The organism is Patescibacteria group bacterium (assembly GCA_041645165.1).
GTDB lineage: Bacteria > Patescibacteriota > Patescibacteriia > 2-02-FULL-49-11 > 2-02-FULL-49-11 > 2-02-FULL-49-11.
The window spans coordinates 13361-31956 of the sequence record JBAZQN010000012.1 but is presented as its reverse complement, the minus strand read 5'-3'; the positions used below and the strand labels follow the sequence as shown (position 1 = coordinate 31956).

The following is an 18596-nucleotide window of genomic DNA, read 5'->3' as shown; positions in this document are numbered from 1 at the left end:
ACGACCCAACCAAAATATACTGCCATAGTGAGGATTGCCGTGCTGATGAGCGCAATGCATACGTTTAAAAAAATTCCATCTCTTCTTGAACTTCCAAATATAAATAAAAGGGGAAAGGATTATTAGTAGACTTAAAAGAGGCAGCATAATGACCATTGCCCACGATGTAATCTCAATAAAAAGATCCTTAGCAATGAAATAAGTAAAAAATAAAATAACAATTAAAATTACGGCTATATTGTACCATAACGATACTTTATTAACCCTTCCTGTTAATGAGTGTTTCGATTCCATAATACAGATGAGTCGTCAACCCTGTGTCTTAATAGGAAGCTCATTCGCTTTATTCTCTTTTCTTAATTTCCACGACTTGATGATAAGTATCAAGATAGATACGGAGATATAGACTACGGAGAAAAACATGACGGACCATTCTTGGCTCCAACAGAGTAAACTACTAATTGACCCTCCGCAGCTGCCGGGGCTCACGAGGGTGATTATGATAGCTAGGGGAATGAACCAGAATGTAAATTTTTTCCACACCACACGAATCCGTGGTTCACTAACGATAAACATAATAACTAAGATAACCAAAACAAAGAAAGAGATAAGTGAGAGCCAGAGTCCAAAATTTTGATATTTATCTAAACATTGATATTTGACTTCACTACGCACGGGACAAAGGGATCTTAATCGGTATGATTTAGCTGCGAAATAAAAATATTGCCCAATACACAAACCCAATAAACCAGTAAAGACTGATAAATAAACCATTATTTTTCTTAAATTTTTCATAACAACTTAAAACCCAAAATCTTTAAATACAAACCAATACGACCATCCAAAGAGGAAATACAGATTAATCACAACACCAATCAATCCTAATATAGTCCATCTGCTATCTTTATTAGATGAAGGTGTTTTTCTATTCAGAATCAACAGCCAAACAAATCCTATAAAGCTCAAAATGATACACAATATACTACTCTGAATAATGAAAGTGCTATTACTTTTTACGGTTAAGTAAAATAACACATCCAATCCAAAAGAAGATACTGCAAGAATTAATATGCCTTTCGGGGAATAATGCGTATATTTATAGAAATATTGGGTCAAAATCTCTAAAAAGATACCAAAACACTATGAGAACAAGATTAATGAGAAGACCGATTGTTATAAATATATTAATCGCTGTCTTATCTTCAAAATCAGCTTTATTCATTATATAAGAAAGGGCGAATCCAATAAACGCAATGCTAAACCACCATATTGAATAATTGATGATAGAATCTATGCGATTAATGACACCCACCAAATAAACTAAGTCCAATGCAAAAATAGAGATTAATACTATAACTGCGTGTTTTGTTTTAAATATCATGGAATAAAACACCATTATTTAAAACCCAAAATCTTAATGATACTATTATTAATATATACAACTGTTGTGGTTTAGTGACTTTCATATAAAAGACCCAACAAGCCCGCAGAAATGGCACTTTTAAAATGTGCTCAAGAGTGCTTCGCCCATAACATCAAACATGTAGTTTAAAAAAACGACCCAACCAAAATATACTACTATAGTGAGGATGACAGCGCTGATGAGCGCAATGCATATATTTAAAAAGCTCCAGCTCTTCTTTAGCCTCCAAATATAAATAAAAGGGGAAAGAATTAAAAATAGCGAGAGAGAAATTGAAAATGGCCAAAATAGCACGACGGTTATACTAATAAAAAGATCCTTGGCAATGAAATAAGTAAAAAGTAAAATAATAAATAAAATTACGGCTATAATGAACCTTAACGATACTTTTTTTACCCTTCCTGTCGTAGTTGGTATAGTAGGATGCGATAATGACTGTTTCGATTCCATAAGACAGATAAAATTATTATTGGTATTAATGAACTTAAGGAATCTTCAAAAACACAAAGGCTTCCTTGAGATGACTTGCCGCTCGGGGATCAATCATGCCTATCTGCTCCAGGATCTCAACTTCTTTAGTCAAAGTTAAGAGAATGGTATTGACGGCAATCTTTAACTTCGGGAGGGGGCGCTTAACGTACTGCTGAGCCAGCGTCTTGGCGGCCTTGAGCTGAACGACTAGAAATTGCTTCACCTTGGGCTGTATGCTGAGCAAACCAAGCGTTTCGTAATGTTCAATGTTCCGGATAGTATCGTCAAAGGAGGTTATGGAGATGATAGTGACTTCCGTTGACGTGGTGTTGCCTGCGCGGTCATCCGCCTCGCCCCTGACGGTATGCATACCGAGGGACACGAGAGAGAGATCAGCGGATGCGGTGGTGGTGGGCGTGGGGGAAGCGGCAAAGACGGCGCCGTCAAAAAAGAGCCTTGATTCCTTAATCCCCGAGAGGCGATCGGCGCTCACCAGCTCCATTGGGAGAATCTCGGCGTCAGAATGAGTTGAGTTATCTTGAGGTTGCGTGATGACCGCCGCGGGCGGCTCTCCGTCAATGATCTCTGTGACGAGAGGAATTTCATTGCTCTCACCATTAAGTATGATTCGATATTCAATGATTTCGTCCATTCGCGCCTCTCCGGTGAACGTTTTGGACGAGTCCGTGTCTTCATCGATGAAAGCAGTAATCAGGTGATAGGTGCCATTGTCAGTGCCGGCGAGTTTGATAGTGTAAACGCCATCACCTGGATCAGGAATCATGATCATCTTGACGCCCATGGGATTGGTTTCTGCGTCAAACTCGGCACCGGGAATTTCGGAGAGTGTTCTGGAGACCATCTTCCCTTCACTGTCCGTTATCTCAATTTCCACAGGAGAGGCCACCATAACGCCCAAAATGCGAGACGGATCAGGAGTATCGTAGATAGTGGATGGACGGGTACCCATAAGCGCCTCTACCACGTCCTGCTGAGCAAGTGTGGGCAAACGGTCGTGTCTGCCGTTCCCGTATAACAGTCGGGTGACGCTAAGAATTGAAGCGCTGGAAAGCAAGACACGGTTGTCGCCGTCTTGGGAGTCTTTCAGGGGAGGATTCGGATTCGGCTTACCATGTTCCCATTGATTTTGGAGTGCATCTATAGAACTTCGATCTTCCACAAGGATTTTTTCAATCGTGGCCACCTCATCTCCAGCAATTACGAGGAGGTCGCCTACGCGCGGAGAAAGCGTGCCGATCCCTGCATTCAGGCCGTCAAGATAAGGGTTCGCGAGCGTGATGACATTGTTAGTATCATTCTCAACAAGAAAACCGTAGGTGGGGAGGAGTTGGCCAATAGAGGGAATATTTTCTTGAATAGCGCTTACAGTGGTTTGTGGGGGGAATAATTTGTCACGTAGATACTCGACGTATGCCCTTACAATCCATTTCATAGATGAACTCCAATCCTCCGGCAATTGCCCTCCCTCCCAAATTAGATATGAATCACTCGAGCCTTGATTCGGGGTGCCAATGAGTAAGAGTTGATCCACGTCGTTACGATACCCGGCGCTTTGGATATAGCTTCGGGCGACTAGCCCCCCCATTGAATGCGCCACAATATCCACTTTGCTTTGCCCGGTCCTGCTCTTTGCTTCGTCAATAATAGGAACAAGGTACTGCGCGGCCGACTGGGCGTTATCTTGGCGCCAGTCGTAAAAGGCAATGAATAAATCTTGTCCTTGTGTATATCCCGCATCGGTAAGAGTGTGTATAAGATCTAGGTAGGCATTGCCGTTGAGTTTCCAGTTATTGGAAAGGATGCCCCCGAACATCACGTCCAAGTTCCTTGATCCTGCAATCCCATGGATGAGGATGACTGGCTGGTAATCGACAGTAAAGTTCAACTCACCTGCAGCAGGCAGACGCGCGGTTGTTTCGCCGTCGCTGGTTTCGAAATGGTATTGGTAATTTCCCTTGGGGAAGGTGCTGGTGTAAGCGTACTGTTCGCCGTTGGAAAAGTTGCCGTCTTTGAGTATGGAGGGAACAGTGTCGCCAGTATCGGGAATGAGAGGGATGGGGTCAAGATTGACGGTGCCGGTATCGATGTGGAGTAAGAGACTCTGCGGCGGGTCGTTGTCGTGGTCGGTGTAGATGACTTTGAAGGCGAGTGGAGTAAGATTGGCTGTGCCCTTGTCAGGATTGATGCCGTCGGTGACATAGCCGGTCTCTTGCGAAAAGGAGAGGATGGGAGGGTGGTTCGCGGGTGATCCTGGAGCACATTTGCCTAAAGAGCCTGCCTGATAGATGGCGGCAATTTCTTCAGCCGTGAGGGCGCGGGTGTAGAGGCTCACCTCATCCACCTGGCCTTGCAGCCGCCTGATATCGCCGTACTCCCCTCCGACCTTACCTATAAAGAACTGCGTGCCTTCAGGGGGGACATCGATGGGGAGTGAAGCGCTGTTCACGGACACGCCATCGAGGTAGAGCGTGACGAAGCTGCCGACATTGGTCACGGCAACGTGGTGCCACTGTCCTAACTCGACCTGCGGCCCGAACAGGTCAGGCCCCCATGAGGAGAAATAGAGCCTGCCGAAGCTTGCGCCAATATTGTACGACGCGCCAGTGGCGCCGAACAGGCCGTAGCCTGCAAAATACGCCTCCTGGACAACCAGGGCGTCAATCTTAACCCATACTTCCAGGGTGCGATCGCTTGCTCCTGCGGGGAATCCTTGGGTGGGTATCTGCACCAGATCGTCAATGCCGTCAAAGCTAAATCCCTGACCTACTTTACCGGCTTCATAGAGAGTGCCTCCTTCCAAGGCGCCGTGGTTTAAGCCCAGGCTGTCCTGCGCATTGCCTTCGGCGCGCCACCAGTGTGCGGCGTCTGAAGGAAGGGGGAGGCATGAGGCGGATTGTGCGGAGGGTGGGAGAAATATGAAAGAGAGGAGAATGCTTAAAGGCAACAAAAACCGGCAGAGGAGAACGTGCTCATGTATCAGGTTTCGTTTTGAAACCTGTGAAAATTTTTCATTATGTAATAAAGTGTTCATCTAATGAAAGTGTATATCGCAGGCAGATCATTGGCAAGCTGCTATTTCAATACCCCTATGGTCGCAAGAAGCTCAAGGGAAATACCGATGCATAATAATAAAATCACCGTATTTCTCACGAAGGACGGCATATGAAATATCTTCTGCTGCGGGCGCTCTCGGACCGCATGCTCCTCGATCATCATCACGAGAATGCCTTCTATACCAAGGCTGACGGCGCCGGTGATCGCAAGCACGGTGATAAAATCATTGAATCCCATGAGGAGGAGTATGAGGGGGATAACCGTTGCCGAGATAAATGATACGACGGTGCCAATGCGGAAATCATATCGCAGCATATCCACGGTGACGCGGGTGAGCGTGAGGTATGACGTAAAGGTGGCGAGTACGCCGAATCCGAATCCGAACAGTCTCACCCCTTTCCCAAGGTGCATGCTTAATGAGCTAAGCGCGTCCGCGGAAATGGCGCCGTCGCTCACCCCCAGGGCAATGAGCACGAAGAGCGCAGACGCAAGGAAGGAAAGAATAACTCCGCCCGCCACCACCTCGCCTAAATTCCGGCGCGATGATACCTCTGCCACTTCAGGAATGACTGACATTCCCCACAGAGAAAAAATGAGCACGCCATACGCGCGCCATGGTGCGCCGGTGAAAGGAATAGCGGCAAGATTTGCGCTTCTAAACGAGGGCAGGGCCGCGATCCCCAGCACCACAATGGCACACAACATGATCCCCACCATTACAAGCTCTGCGCGTGCGATGCTCTTCGTCCCCCGCCACACCAGCACCGCTCCTGCGAGAAAAAAAATGGCTACTCCCGCCCAAAACGGTATCGGCAACACGCTACTGATAAACTGCGCGAGGAACGAACCGCCCACCATGAGATACGCCAGAGAAGAGCCTACCAATCCCAACGCTTGAGAAACAAATGCCACATATTTCGCTGGTTTCCCAAGCCATAATCCTGCATAGCCGGGCAAACGGGCGCGGCTTGAAGTAAGCACCACCACGTGGGCGTAGGCAAGATGGGTGATCACCACTAAGGGCAAGACGATGAGCGCAATCACGGCGATGGAGAGCCACCCCGCTTCCGCGGTTACTGCCGGCAGCCCAAACATTCCAACCCCTACGATGGTACCTACTAGGGTAGCGACGGAAAGCAAAAAACGCATCATTATAATTCAAAATGTAATCTCATCGACTCGGCTCAGGATGATAATCGTTCTGTGTCATGGTGAGCCGAGTCGAACTATGACTTTTGATTTTTACATTAATTGCTGACCTGATAATACCGATCCGTGCCGTTCCACCCGCTCAACCATACACCCGTACCTTGAAATACCCCGCTTCCTCCCCGCGGTGTGGGCGCAGAAATCGCGGAAAGCGTGACCGGCTCTTCTCCATTTTCCATATTCGCAAATATCGCGATATTTTTTTGTCCGTCAAGGACATACTGGAACCCTGAAACATCGCCGCCTTTATCAAAAAGCGGATCAAAAGGGCGCTGCCGGAACATATTGGTCCCGTATTTTGACTCAAGCGCGGCAATCAACTCAAAAAGATCGCCTTCAAGAGGCGCCTCTGGGGGAATATACTGGCTGATACTCGAGCCTGCGCTTCCCAAATACCTTCCGATCTGGGCGAGCTCTGTTTTGCGGATAGTGTCTCTCGCCTTCTTTGTCGTCCTTCCAAAAGTCATGAACCCCACCGTCGCCAACACGCCAATAATGGCGATCACCACCAGCAACTCAATGAGCGTAAATCCAGAATCTAATCTCATTTTCTTCATGCGTTCCAAGTGCTAAATGTAACTGCTCACTGGGGCATTCTCCAATCCCGCAGTGGAGCCCCCTCTTTTGCATCTCCCCCTGGCAGGCCTGCCTGCGCAGGCAGGGGAGAACAACGATTGTCCTCCCCCTAACAAGGGGGAGGTGTGGTGGGGGTGTCGAGGGTTAGTGAGCAGTTACTGCTAAATTTTTAATTCTAAATTCTCGCTTCTTCACTCTCTTCATCCTTTCCTCGTCAGCCGCACTATTTCCTCCAGAGTTGTAAAGCCTTCCCGTGCGAGCGAGAGCCCGTTTTCTCGAAGGCTCTTCATGCCACTCCTTCGCGCGTTCGTTTCAATGTGTTCGATCGGCTCGCGCGCGATAATCATGGTCTCTATCTCCTTGGTCACCTCAAGAACCTCAAAGATGCCGCTCCGGCCGCGATATCCGGTAAACGCGCACGCATCGCACTTTTCCCCCCTGCGGAACACCGCGTCTTTTTCGTGCATTCCCAGATCCTCCAATAGCGTTTGCGGCGGATGGAATTCCTTACCGCAAACTTCGCACACCTTGCGCACCAAACGCTGGGCAATCACGCCGATAAGGGAGGAACCGATGAGGAACGGCTCAGTGCCCATATTCACGAGGCGTGCCACCGCGCCAATAGCGTCATTCGTATGCAGCGTCGTGAGCACGAGGTGGCCGGTGAGCGCTGCTTCTACCGCTATCTGCGCGGTTTCCTGGTCGCGGATCTCGCCGACCATGATAATATCGGGATTCTGGCGAAAGAGTCCCCTCAATCCTTTCGCAAACGTAAGCCCGATATCGTAATCTACCTGCGTTTGGCGGATGTTAGGCAGGCGATACTCGATAGGGTCCTCGAGCGTGACCACGCATTTCTCCGGCGTAGTGATGGTATTTAAAAATGAAAAAAGCGAAGTCGTTTTCCCCGATCCGGTGGGGCCGGTCACCAGGAGAAGGCCGTTTGGTTTGCTCACCATGCGCTGGAGCCTGTCTAAATCATTCCCCCGCACGCCTAATTGGTCAAAGCTGAGCAGCGCGCGGCTTAAATCCAAAAGACGCATGACCACGCACTCGCCATAACTTGTGGGAAACACGGACACGCGCACATCAAGCTCCTTGCCGCCTTTTTTGAGCTGAAACCGCCCGTCCTGGGGAATGCGCGTTTCCGAAATATCGAGGTTGGAGAGCACCTTGATGCGGGATACGAGCGTCGGAAGGAAATCGGTGTCCTCGCTCCCTGCTTCGCGCAGGGTGCCGTCGATACGGAACCGAATGCGCACATGCGTGGCGTCCGGCTCAATATGCACGTCTGACGCGTTGAGCCTCAATGCTTCATCAATATACGAGTTCACCACATTCGTGGCGGATTCGCTCATGGGAAACTGCGCTTTGGGCATACCTTAATGTGAAAGTCAAAAACCAAAAGTCAAAAACCAAAATGAAGGTATTTCGTCCCGCTCCGCGGGACTCCATAATAATTTTGAGTTTTGCATTACTGTGATTCTTCTTCCGCTTCCGTCTCTTCTTTCTCCGTCTCCTCATTACTGTTCTTAAACTGCTTCTTCAACACCACCACCTTATTCTCCACTTCCTTTAGCCGCCCTTTCAATTCATCCACCAGCTTCAATCCGCGCTCGAATTCCACAAGCGCCTCGTCCAGATCAATGCGGCCTTCTTCAAACTTCGCCACGATCTTCTCCAACTCTTCAAATGATTTTACAAAATTGACTTTTGGTCTCGGCATAATGTGTAATCTCAAAGCTCAAATGTCAAATCCATATCTCAAAACTAAATAGCTTTACGATTCGAGTTGTGGTTTCGAGTTATAAGATTTACGTTTTGAATTAAAGACTATTTTTAATACTTATTCAGCTATTAACCTGCCCTACACGCGAAGAAACTGTACCCTTAGAGAGTTGCGTCTCCATTATATCACCCTCCATAATCCCTGTCGCCTCTCGCATGATGGCGCCTTTCACGCGCGTGATGGAATACCCGCGTTTTAAGGTTTCCTGGGGAGAGAGCGCATGAAGTCGGCGCGACAGCTGCGCCACCCGCTCTTCAAAACGCAGCTGGATATGCGCAATATGGCTTAAAGAGAGCTGGAACCGTGCGCATAACCCTTTCACCTCCTGCATGTGGAATTCAATCGCGTGCCAAGCGCTCGTAAGCATGCGTGAAATCTGGTGCGCGCGCTCATGCAGTTCGCGTTCAAGTGCCTCGACAAGCGTCGCTTCTTTATTGGCAAGATCTTGTATAATCTCCCTTCGATGAGGCACCACCAGCTCCGCGGCATTCGTGGGAGTTGACGCGCGCACGTCTGCAACAAAATCCGCAAGCGTCACATCGCGCTCATGTCCCACCCCGCAAATAACGGGAATCTTCGAGGCAAACACCGCGCGGGCGACCGGCTCGCTGTTGAATGCCTGCAAATCTTCCATCGACCCCCCGCCACGGGTGAGGATAATGATGTCGACCGGATGGCTTTCGTTTAAATATTTGACCGCGCCTACAATCTCGCCCACGGCGCTCGCTCCTTGCACGGCCACGGGCGCGAGGGTAATGGTCAATCCTCCCCAGCGCTCATTGAGCCTCCGCAGAATGTCAGTATACGCCGCGGCGGTGGGAGAGGTGATGATGCCGATGCGTTCAGGAAACCGCGGGGGGGAGACTTTCCATCGCTCTTCAAACAACCCCTCTCCCTCAAGTTTTTTCTTGAGCATTAAAAAGGCTTTTTGCAGCGCGCCTTCCCCCACCAATTCCACCGCCTGCACGCGCAAGTGGAATCCCCCGGTTGATTGGAATATTTTCGGCACCCCCGTCACTTTCACCTCCATCCCGTCCTCGAGAGGCTGGGCCATCTCATGCGTCAATGAGAAGCACAAACACCGCGCGCGTTCATCCTTCAGCTCGAAATACACCAGCCGCTCCCGCGCGACCCTGAACCCCGTCACCTCTCCCTGCACCGTCACGGCCCCCAACCCCTGTTCCAGATAGTCTGAAACGATGCGGTTGAATTCTGTAACTGATAATATGCGCTGGCTCGTCATACGACATTGCGTAATATGCGCACCGCAATCCTGTTATTCGTAAAAGCTAACCGTTGAGGAGGCGCGTGCACAGGAAACCACTGTGCTTCCTGTATGTCATCAGTAGGCTTCACTGATGGCTTCCGCATGATGCGGCTGAGGAATAATACTGCCAAGGTCGCCTCGCCTTGATACAGATCGGCGAAACTGCCGAAATAGGAACATCGCGGCACGGCAATGCCCAATTCCTCATAAATTTCGCGCTTCAACCCGGCTTCAAACGATTCTCCGCGCTCCACGAATCCCCCTGGCAAATCCCACCACCCTTGGAAAGGCGGCGCCGCGCGCCGCACGAATAACAATTCTTTCCTGAAGACAAGAAGCAATCCCACCGTCGGATGAGGATTGCCGTAAAAAGTGTAGCTGCAGCGCGTGCACACCCAGCGCACGTACTGGCCTTCGCGGCGCGGATGGAAAAGCCCTCCGCATTTGATGCAATAACGATAAGGCGGGGTATGTTTCATGAAACATATGCGCTGTGCGCATATCGCAGATTAACGCAGATCCCGCTTCGCGGGGGGCGCGCCTGCGGCGCGGTCGCAGATTTACGCAGATAATGTGTATTTTGATACATAAACAGGGGCTACGGTGAAACGCCAAACTGTTTTAATAGTTCCCTGATCTTCTGTTCCCGTTCACGCAAATCTGTAATCGCGCGCCGAAGCCGCGCCTTTTCAAGACGAATGTATTTCCGTATGCTCTTCGGTAACTTTCTTCGCGTCATAACATTAAAAATAAACAATTAACAATGTAACCATTTAACCATTTTTTAACTTAGCCATTCTTCAATAATTGCTTCACCCACCCCGCCCACTCGCCTCTCCCAAAAGGATCCTGCGCGCGCTTGACGTTTGAGAGAAATTCTTGCGGAGTCACTACATGCGTCGTGCCAATATCCTCAAGGTCGAGCAAATGGCGATCCTGGGTAATGAGATATTCAGGCTCTACAGCCCTTACGCATTGCACGAACTTTTCATCCTCCGGATCTTCACAGAGCATCGGCATACTCTTGCGCACCTGCCGCACGAGCACCACCTTCATGAAATAATCCTGCAGCTCCCTGCGCACTGCTGCCGCCACGACGCGCTGTTGCAATAAAGTACGGTTCTCGTCTAAAATAGAGCGGCTGGCAAACGCTTTAATCTCTCCTTTAATGACGAGGTTTATCACCTCGCGCGCCGCATTCATTAGGTCCTCGGTCGCCGCGATAAGTATATTGGTATCAATCACGACAGTATACATAGCTTCATCTTACGAGAAAGGTGACGAAGATTCAAGGAATTGATAAAATACATAAGATACCAATATACTAATCCATGCGAATGATACCTGCCCGCCATAGCCTTACCTTTAGGTAGAGAACGATTATAAAAGTAAGTGCATACACCAAGAGTAATACATTCATTAATGACAGGCGTTGGCAGGCGGGCGAATCACTTCGAATTCGTAGGTATTGGTATCATTAGTATTCATTCGTATATTAGTATCATATCTATGCAAATCGGCATCGTCGGCCTCCCGAACGTCGGCAAATCCACCTTGTTTAACGCACTTACGAAAAAGCAAGTGGATGCTTCGAATTACCCTTTTTGCACCATTGACCCCAACGTGGGCGTCGTGAAAGTGCCGGATGAGAGGCTGGAGATGCTCGCTCGCCTTAGCGATTCAAAGGAGATTATCCCCACCATCGTGGAATTCGTGGATATCGCAGGGTTGGTAAAAAACGCGCATAAAGGAGAGGGTTTGGGGAACCAATTCCTTTCCCATATCCGCGAAACAGACGCCATTTGCGAGGTGCTGCGGGCGTTCCCAGACCCGAATGTGCTCCATGTAGAAGGCTCGGTGGATCCCACACGCGACCAGGAGACCATCCACCTTGAGCTTGCCATGGCGGACCTTGCCACCGTCGCGAAACGCATTACGTCAATCGAGGGAAGCGCGCACGCCGGCATTAAGGAAGCGCGGGAGCTCTTTGCGGTTTACGAAAAATGCAAACGCGCGCTCGACCAAGGCAATTGGGTAAATGAAGCGCATTTGAGCGCAGAAGAACAGGAAAAAATAAAGGACTTAAACCTGCTCACCGTAAAGCCGCTCCTTTTTGTGCTTAATATCACAGAACAAAACACCCCCACTGTCTCTCCCCCTGGTAAGGTGGAGAACGAAAGAGAGGGCGTCATAACGATGGATATAAAAAAAGAGGCAGATCTCGCTGAACTCTCGGATGATGACCTCAAAGAGCTCGGCCTTGTGCGCACTGGCCTCTTCAAACTCATCCACGCCGCCTACGAAACGCTCGACCTCATCACTTTCTTTACCACCGGCCCAAAGGAAACAAGGGCTTGGACGGTGCGCAGGGGGTCCAAAGCGCCCCACGCGGCGGGCGTCATCCATTCAGATTTCGAGCGCGGATTTATCACGGCAGAAGTGATTGGCTACGAAAACTTCGTGCAGGCAGGAGGGGAAGCTAAGGCAAAAGAACAAGGCACCTTACGCCTCGAAGGGAAAGAGTACATGGTTCAAGACGGAGACGTCGTCCATTTTAGATTTAGTGTATAATTTGATATCAATATACTAAGGCTAATACCAATATACGAATTCATGCGAATGATACCTGCCCGCCATAGCCTTACCCTTAGGTAGGGAGCGATGAGAAAGGTTAGTGCATACACCAAGGGTAGCACATTCATTAATGACAGACGTTGGCAGGCGGGCTAATGGCTGCGAATGTGTTTGAATATTGGATTGGTAGGTATTCGTATCATTAGTATTTATTTGCAGATTATACTAACTTGCTAACCTAATTCCGATTGTCATTCCAGACCGAGATCTGGAATCCAGACATAAAAAACAAACAAAACATCGATTTTACTTTAATTTTCTGGATTCCCGCCGGAGTTTACCCCGTACCGTGATACGGGGCGGGAATGACGATGGAATCGGAATTTGAATAGCAATTGAGTATTGTATCATGTTTTTTTAAATATCCGTATCTCCCTCATCACCTGCTGATCCTCGCGCTGATACAGGAGCGAGTGCCGCTCTTTGAGATACCCGTGCTCGGCGCCGGGGACCGGGCGCAAATGTTCAAGAAACGGATCGATGACAGCGAGTCCTGCCTCCTGCGCCGCGCGCTCAAGGTCGAGGAACGCCACCGCAGTTCTTGATACGGATTTCCCCGCTACTCTCCACACCGGCCATATCATCACCACGCGTCCTCCCGGTGCAAGCACTCGGGTAAATGATGCAAACGCGCGGCGATACAGGGACGCAAGCTCCATGCGCATCTGCGGCACCTCTTCCGGGGATAATGGCTTTATCCGCGGCGGTCCCAGGTAAGGCTCGGTGACAATCGCATGTATACCGCCTTGGGGCATATGCGCAGGCAATTCTTCTATGCTGCACGCGATTAATTGCATAGAAAATGACGCGGTCTTCATCTGCGACGTAAAATTGCCGAGCCATTCAAGATTTATGCGGGTGCGTTCAACTGCTTTCTTGTCACGATCGCTGCCCAAAAGACGGTCAATCCCCAAAAGCGCCGCCTCTTGCAGCACCGTACCGGAACCGCAAAAAGGGTCTAGCAGTGTCTCACCCGGGCTCATTCGGGCAAGGTTCACCATCATCCTCGCAATTTTAGGAGGCAGCATTCCTATCTTGGCGTCCCGTGCCGGCCTTTCCATATCACGCTGCGCATATTCCTCATACGGCTGCACCGCGAGCGTTCTCCCCAGATAAGCGCCGTTGGGCAAAGACAGCACCACAATTTCTGCCCCGCGCTCCGACAGTAATTTATTGGTATTGATAACCACCGACGAAAGCGTATCTTCGCGGGAGGTGACAAAACGCGCGCTCCGCTCCTCTTCACTAAGCAGGCGCTTGACGCCGAGGCCAAGCTTGCGGCAATCTATTGCTCTGGCGCTAGGCTCGAGCACGTATGCGGATAAGCCAAAAAATAATTTCCTTCCCGTAGTGGGCAGCATGGATCGTACCTGCTCCGCCGTAAGGGCGCCGGGAACTGCCTTGGTTATTTCTGCTACTTTGACCAAACCCGCAAGCGCGTGAAACAGCTGATCCATACTCACATTGCTCGCAGTCTCACCGAGCGCCACTTCCTTGCTCCATCGCACAATTTTTAAATCCACCCCTAAGCGCGCGCTCACGGCAAAGAGCTCCGCCAGAGACAGCGCGGGTGTATTTCCTAAAAAAAATGCGTATTTCACACCCCGTATATCAACATCCAACGCCACACACGGAGGGCGTTAGATGATTATGGTAAATGAATGCGACTGGCATAGAATAATGCATATCAAGGTTTATCGTGGGTGTGGCGATCGGTGAGGGAGGCTCGCAATAAACTTTTCTACTTTTCTTCTTGTGACATTAGCTACACTTACTACCCTACCTGCATACTCTTAAGACTCCTGCCTCCCTCTTGGATGTTGTATTACGGGGCATATTAAAAGTATACCAGAGTGATTGCGTTTGACCAATCTTAACGATTATGATAGGGTAATCAAAGAACCTCTTAAAAAAGAATATTGTTTAAATTTTGGAAACCACCCCATCCCCTCCTTACTAAGGAGGGGACACGCGAGGGGAGGTCTCCGTTATGAAATTTTAGATAAACTATGCGCTACGATCTCCTCTATATTCTCCCTTCGCAAACCGAAGAAACGCCCAGTGATGAAGTGAAGAATAAAATAAGCGATTATCTCAAATCTATCAACGCGACTATTATCCGCGATGAAAATCTGGGGCGGCGGAAACTCGCGTATCCTATCCAAAACCAGCGCCATGGCTACTACGGTAATATCATTTTCGAGGCAGAAGCATCAGTGTTGCCAAAACTGAAGGAGGTACTCTCGCTTGAAACCGCCATCACCCGTTACCAAATCGTGCAAGAAGAGCATACGATGGGTAAGAAAGGGAAACGGAGGACGCGGCCTCACCGCTTCACTGCTCCTATGCCTGTGCCAACCACCGCTTCCAAGATCACGGAAAAAGTGAGCTTTGAAGAACTTGACAAGAAACTAGAAGAACTCATTTCTGAAGAAATAGCATAATGCCCGCCTAAGTTTTGCGAGAATGAAAAGGTTTGATGAAATAAACTAAGCGTTTTTTATCATAATATAATGCACTGTAATAGGTGCAAAATTTAAGCGGGTATGAACCTCAATAAAGCGCTCCTTATCGGCAACCTTACGCGCGACCCTGAAGCGCGCACCACGCCTGATGGCACGCCGGTCACCACCTTTTCGGTCGCCACCAACCTGCGATGGACTGATCCGAGCGGCAACCGCCAAGAAAAAGTGGAATACCATAATATTGTCGCATGGAGGAAGCTTGCGGAAATTTGCGGGCAGTATCTCCGCAAAGGATCGAAAGTGTATGTGGAAGGCCGCATACAGACGCGTCAATGGGAAGATCAGCAAAAACAGAAACGCTATCGCACTGAAATAGTTGCGGAAAACCTTATCATGCTCGACCGGCAGACTACCCCGTCAAATGCGGCACCCTCCGCATCGCCCCTCGAAGACCAGTCTCCCGCTGCTGCCGCCCCCCAAGAACCAGTGATCAATGTTGAAGAAATACCATTCTAGATTGATAAACTTTAAAACCTAAATCCTAAACAAATACCAAATCCAAATGTTCAAAATCCAAAACGTTTGAAATTTCGATCATTTTGAATTTTGAATTTTCCGCCTGAGGCGGATCCGCCTCAGGCGTGAGTTTAGGCTTTAGAGCTTAGAATTTAGGATTTACACTAAGATATGCCCTTCACCTCTTCTCCCAGCCAGCAATCGCAGCCAGTAGAGAAACACTGCTACTTCTGCATCAACAATCTCCACAGCGTATCCTATAAGGATGCAATGACCCTTCAGCGTTTTGTGTCGCACTTTGCGAAGATTGTGCCAAAGCGCAAATCGGGCTTGTGCGCCACTCATCAGCGCAAAGTAGCGCGTGCCATAAAGCGCGCACGCATCATGGGATTGTTTGCGTTTACTAAGTAAATTACTTTCTGCGTTCTTCTGCGTTACTATCTGCGTCCTTCCGCTTCTACACTAATAGAAGCAGATCAACACAGATAATGACGCTGATCTACGCGGAATTTTTATATGGCAGTATTATCCTCCCTCAATGACATCAAAAAAGGAATAGTCCTTAATTATCAAGGCGAGCCCTGCATTGTCATGGATGCGTCTTTCATGCGCATGCAGCAGCGCAAGCCTGTCATGCAGACCAAATTGAAAAATCTCCGCTCCGGCAAAGTGATTGAATACAGCTTCAAGCCCGGCGAACGCGTGGAAGAAGCTGACATTACCCGCAAAAAGGCTACTTTTCTCTATGCGCAAGACAGCCAATACTACTTCATGGATCAGGAAACGTATGACCAATTTTTTATCAATGCGTCAGAAATAGGCGAGGGGAAAAATTTTCTGAAAGAAGGACAGGAGGTGGAAGTGCTCCGTTTTGATGAAATGCCCATCTCGGTCCAGCTCCCGAAAAAAATCGACCTCCGTGTCACGGAAGCCGACGCCGCGGTTAAAGGGGACACCGCGTCAGGAAATGTCACCAAAGAAGTGACGCTCGAAACCGGCGCCACCATTCGCACCCCGCTCTTCGTAAAAGAAGGCGACCTCATCCGCATCAACACCGATACCGGAGAATACACCGAACGGGTCACCTGAACCCTACAAGCGCAAATATATACCGCCCCGCATTTGCGGGGCGATTTTTTTCTAACTGAAAACTGATAAACTGAAAAACAGTTGAACTCGACTACCTCCCCGCCTCCTCTTCCTCGCCCGCAGGGGTTGCGGTCATGCCTTCTTGCGCCTCTGCCGCCTCTTTCTCGCGCACCTTTTCCCACACGCGCGCCTTAATCGCTTTCAGGATTTCCTGATGGTCTTTCAAGAATTTCCGCGCGACCTCGTGACCGACCCCCAGCTTTTCTTCTCCGAATACATAAGAATTGCCTGATTTCTCGACCACGCCGAATTGGAGCCCGGTATCGAGCGTGTCTCCTGCGATCGAAATCCCTTCATTAAACATGATGTCAAACTCGCAAGTTCGGAAAGGGGCAGCCACTTTATTTTTCACCACCTTCGCTTTCGTGCGATGGCCTATGATGCGCTCTTGAGACTTGAGCTGCGCAGAACGCCGCACCTCGATGCGCACGGAAGAATAAAATTTAAGCGCAGTCCCGCCGGTCGTGGTTTCGGGATTGCCGAAAAATACGCCTATCTTCAAACGGATTTGGTTGATAAAAATGACGATCGTGTTTGACTTTGACACAATCGCCGTGAGCTTCCTCAAAGCCTGGGACATAAGCCGCGCCTGCAGTCCCATATGCTGTTGGCCCATCTCTCCTTCGATTTCCGCCTTGGGCGTGAGCGCCGCGACAGAATCGATCACTATGATGTCCACGGAATTCGAGCGCACGAGCGTTTCCACGATATCAAGCGCTTGCTCGCCGGTGTCAGGCTGGGAAATTAAGAGTTCGTCCACGTTTACTCCGATTTTGCGCGCATATTCTGGGTCGAGCGCATGCTCCGCATCCACAAAAGCGGCAATACCGCCTAACCGCTGCACCTCTGCCACGATATGCTGAGCCAGCGTCGTCTTGCCTGAAGCTTCGGGCCCAAAAATTTCGATAATTCTTCCGCGCGGCACGCCGCCCACCCCCAGCGCAATATCCAATGAAAGGCAATCGGTGGACACTGCCGGCACTTCCTTGGCGCGCGCCTCGCCAAAACGCATTATCGCACCCTCGCCAAACCGTTCTTTTATCTCATGGATCGCCGCTTCCGCGCCCTTAGACCGGTCAGTACTTGAAGTTTTTATTTTAGGCATAGACACTGAAAATTATAATAAGGTATGTTTCAAGAATTATGGCGCCGCACTTTGGCGTACTCTCATTCCTGTGGCGCCATCGCGCACGACACGGCGTTCCAAAATCCTCTCCCTGCCAAAACGCCGTGCCACCGAAAGATGTATATAGTTTACCCCTTTCGCGAGAGTAAGGGAAACAGAAAAAGTCCCGTCAGCGCGCACCGTGACCGCCTCATTATTAACCATGAGACGCGCTTCTGGTTCCGTGCTGCCTGATACGGTGATGGATTCAAGATGAGTGACGAATCCGTCAGGCGGATAATCAACGGCAAGCGGAGGCGGGTTGGTGAGTGCTATCAACTGCATGCCGAGGTACCCGACTATGGCAAGGAGTACTGCGGCCATAGCGATGCGCCGCAGCCGCTGCGGCCACACGACTAAATGCGCGCGGGTACAGCTTTGAGGTTTGGGCGCACTGCTCCAATGGTCATGGATGAGCTGAGTTTTTAATTGTGCCAGAAGCGTCTTGGGTACCACCCCTAAATACTTCGCATATTGCTCAAGGTAACGCCGCACATAAAGGACTCCTGGAAGGTCGTGCCATCGGTTCTCTTCAAGCGCCACCAGATAATGCTCTTGCACGCCCACCGCAAGGGCTGCTTGCGCGCGCGTGAGATGCGCCCTTTCCCGCGCACGCATAAGTATTTCCCCAATCGTCTCTTTCTGCTTAATTGCTTTCGCACGAAATATTTTCATACCCCGTATATCAACATCCCACGCCAAACGCGTCTGGCATGGTACTAACACCTAGATTGAATGCGACCTTGGAGTAGCGATTCATAACAAAGTTTGAAGATAACGTTTGGCGATTGATGAGGGAGGCTATAAATGTGCCTCTCAATGCACACATACGAATTCCCTTATATCACACCCTTTCT

The 18596-nt window shown here is 49.5% G+C and carries 17 protein-coding genes; 5 read left to right on the top strand and 12 right to left on the bottom strand.

Annotated elements, in window-relative coordinates; all coding sequences use genetic code 11:
• Positions 1-1907: 1907 nt before the first annotated feature.
• The 9 genes from WC659_05145 to WC659_05105 all read right to left on the bottom strand — a co-directional run bounded on the left by WC659_05145 (position 1908) and on the right by WC659_05105 (position 11067).
• Positions 1908-4862, bottom strand: coding sequence for a LamG-like jellyroll fold domain-containing protein (locus tag WC659_05145; GenBank protein ID MFA4873292.1), 2955 nt, complete (start codon positions 4860-4862; stop codon positions 1908-1910).
• A gap of 125 nt (positions 4863-4987) precedes the next feature.
• Positions 4988-6121, bottom strand: a complete 1134-nt coding sequence (locus WC659_05140; GenBank protein ID MFA4873291.1) for an aromatic amino acid transport family protein — start codon at positions 6119-6121, stop codon at positions 4988-4990.
• A 95-nt stretch (positions 6122-6216) separates the two neighbouring features.
• Positions 6217-6735, bottom strand: a complete 519-nt coding sequence (locus WC659_05135) for a prepilin-type N-terminal cleavage/methylation domain-containing protein (GenBank protein MFA4873290.1) — start codon at positions 6733-6735, stop codon at positions 6217-6219.
• Positions 6736-6954: 219 nt separating this feature from the next.
• Positions 6955-8133 carry a GspE/PulE family protein gene (locus tag WC659_05130; protein MFA4873289.1) on the bottom strand — a complete coding sequence of 393 codons (1179 nt, stop codon included), beginning with the start codon at positions 8131-8133 and terminating at the stop codon, positions 6955-6957.
• 95 nt (positions 8134-8228) lie between these two features.
• The gene (xseB, locus tag WC659_05125; protein MFA4873288.1) at positions 8229-8480 is read right to left on the bottom strand and encodes an exodeoxyribonuclease VII small subunit; all 252 of its coding nucleotides are present in this window, start codon (positions 8478-8480) and stop codon (positions 8229-8231) included.
• A 124-nt stretch (positions 8481-8604) separates the two neighbouring features.
• A complete protein-coding gene (xseA, locus tag WC659_05120) occupies positions 8605-9786 on the bottom strand; it encodes an exodeoxyribonuclease VII large subunit (GenBank protein ID MFA4873287.1) in 1182 nt (393 codons plus the stop codon).
• On the bottom strand, positions 9783-10289 hold the full coding sequence (locus WC659_05115; GenBank protein MFA4873286.1) for an NUDIX domain-containing protein: 507 nt from the start codon (positions 10287-10289) through the stop codon (positions 9783-9785). Before WC659_05115 ends, xseA begins: the two co-directional genes overlap by 4 nt.
• 119 nt (positions 10290-10408) lie before the next feature.
• Positions 10409-10549 (bottom strand): hypothetical protein, encoded by a 141-nt coding sequence (locus WC659_05110; protein MFA4873285.1) that lies wholly within the window; start codon positions 10547-10549, stop codon positions 10409-10411.
• A gap of 50 nt (positions 10550-10599) precedes the next feature.
• The gene (locus tag WC659_05105) at positions 10600-11067 is read right to left on the bottom strand and encodes a putative toxin-antitoxin system toxin component, PIN family (protein MFA4873284.1); all 468 of its coding nucleotides are present in this window, start codon (positions 11065-11067) and stop codon (positions 10600-10602) included.
• Positions 11068-11319: 252 nt separating this feature from the next.
• On the opposite strand from WC659_05105, the gene ychF reads away from it, so the two are divergent.
• A complete protein-coding gene (gene ychF / locus WC659_05100) occupies positions 11320-12381 on the top strand; it encodes a redox-regulated ATPase YchF (GenBank protein ID MFA4873283.1) in 1062 nt (353 codons plus the stop codon).
• A gap of 410 nt (positions 12382-12791) precedes the next feature.
• On the opposite strand, the gene WC659_05095 is transcribed toward ychF, so the two are convergent.
• Positions 12792-14045 carry a hypothetical protein gene (locus WC659_05095; GenBank protein ID MFA4873282.1) on the bottom strand — a complete coding sequence of 418 codons (1254 nt, stop codon included), beginning with the start codon at positions 14043-14045 and terminating at the stop codon, positions 12792-12794.
• A 408-nt stretch (positions 14046-14453) separates the two neighbouring features.
• Here WC659_05095 and rpsF point away from each other — a divergent pair, with 408 nt between their 5' ends.
• The 4 genes from rpsF (at position 14454) to efp (ending at position 16514) form a co-directional block, all read left to right on the top strand.
• Entirely contained in the window at positions 14454-14888 is a 435-nt protein-coding gene (gene rpsF / locus WC659_05090) for a 30S ribosomal protein S6 (GenBank protein ID MFA4873281.1), read from the top strand.
• A gap of 102 nt (positions 14889-14990) precedes the next feature.
• On the top strand, positions 14991-15425 hold the full coding sequence (locus WC659_05085) for a single-stranded DNA-binding protein (protein ID MFA4873280.1): 435 nt from the start codon (positions 14991-14993) through the stop codon (positions 15423-15425).
• Positions 15426-15596: 171 nt separating this feature from the next.
• Positions 15597-15836 (top strand): 30S ribosomal protein S18, encoded by a 240-nt coding sequence (rpsR, locus tag WC659_05080; GenBank protein ID MFA4873279.1) that lies wholly within the window; start codon positions 15597-15599, stop codon positions 15834-15836.
• 105 nt (positions 15837-15941) lie between these two features.
• Positions 15942-16514, top strand: coding sequence for an elongation factor P (gene efp, locus WC659_05075; protein MFA4873278.1), 573 nt, complete (start codon positions 15942-15944; stop codon positions 16512-16514).
• A 91-nt stretch (positions 16515-16605) separates the two neighbouring features.
• Here the strand turns inward: efp and recA are convergent, their stop codons facing one another.
• Complete coding sequence (recA, locus tag WC659_05070) at positions 16606-17679, bottom strand: recombinase RecA (GenBank protein MFA4873277.1); 1074 nt, start codon at positions 17677-17679, stop codon at positions 16606-16608.
• Positions 17680-17715: 36 nt separating this feature from the next.
• On the bottom strand, positions 17716-18414 hold the full coding sequence (locus tag WC659_05065) for a helix-turn-helix domain-containing protein (protein MFA4873276.1): 699 nt from the start codon (positions 18412-18414) through the stop codon (positions 17716-17718).
• Between the last annotated feature and the right edge of the window lie 182 nt (positions 18415-18596).

Coding starts and splice junctions, on each gene's coding strand:
- rpsR (MFA4873279.1), top strand. CDS start 15,597: ATGCCCTTCACCTCTTCTCCCAGCCAGCAATCGCAGCCAGTAGAGAAA.
- WC659_05085 (MFA4873280.1), top strand. CDS start 14,991: ATGAACCTCAATAAAGCGCTCCTTATCGGCAACCTTACGCGCGACCCT.
- WC659_05115 (MFA4873286.1), bottom strand. CDS start 10,289: ATGAAACATACCCCGCCTTATCGTTATTGCATCAAATGCGGAGGGCTT.
- WC659_05140 (MFA4873291.1), bottom strand. CDS start 6,121: ATGATGCGTTTTTTGCTTTCCGTCGCTACCCTAGTAGGTACCATCGTA.
- recA (MFA4873277.1), bottom strand. CDS start 17,679: ATGCCTAAAATAAAAACTTCAAGTACTGACCGGTCTAAGGGCGCGGAA.
- ychF (MFA4873283.1), top strand. CDS start 11,320: ATGCAAATCGGCATCGTCGGCCTCCCGAACGTCGGCAAATCCACCTTG.
- WC659_05130 (MFA4873289.1), bottom strand. CDS start 8,133: ATGCCCAAAGCGCAGTTTCCCATGAGCGAATCCGCCACGAATGTGGTG.
- WC659_05135 (MFA4873290.1), bottom strand. CDS start 6,735: ATGAAGAAAATGAGATTAGATTCTGGATTTACGCTCATTGAGTTGCTG.
- WC659_05105 (MFA4873284.1), bottom strand. CDS start 11,067: ATGTATACTGTCGTGATTGATACCAATATACTTATCGCGGCGACCGAG.
- efp (MFA4873278.1), top strand. CDS start 15,942: ATGGCAGTATTATCCTCCCTCAATGACATCAAAAAAGGAATAGTCCTT.
- WC659_05110 (MFA4873285.1), bottom strand. CDS start 10,549: ATGACGCGAAGAAAGTTACCGAAGAGCATACGGAAATACATTCGTCTT.
- xseB (MFA4873288.1), bottom strand. CDS start 8,480: ATGCCGAGACCAAAAGTCAATTTTGTAAAATCATTTGAAGAGTTGGAG.
- rpsF (MFA4873281.1), top strand. CDS start 14,454: ATGCGCTACGATCTCCTCTATATTCTCCCTTCGCAAACCGAAGAAACG.
- WC659_05065 (MFA4873276.1), bottom strand. CDS start 18,414: ATGAAAATATTTCGTGCGAAAGCAATTAAGCAGAAAGAGACGATTGGG.
- xseA (MFA4873287.1), bottom strand. CDS start 9,786: ATGACGAGCCAGCGCATATTATCAGTTACAGAATTCAACCGCATCGTT.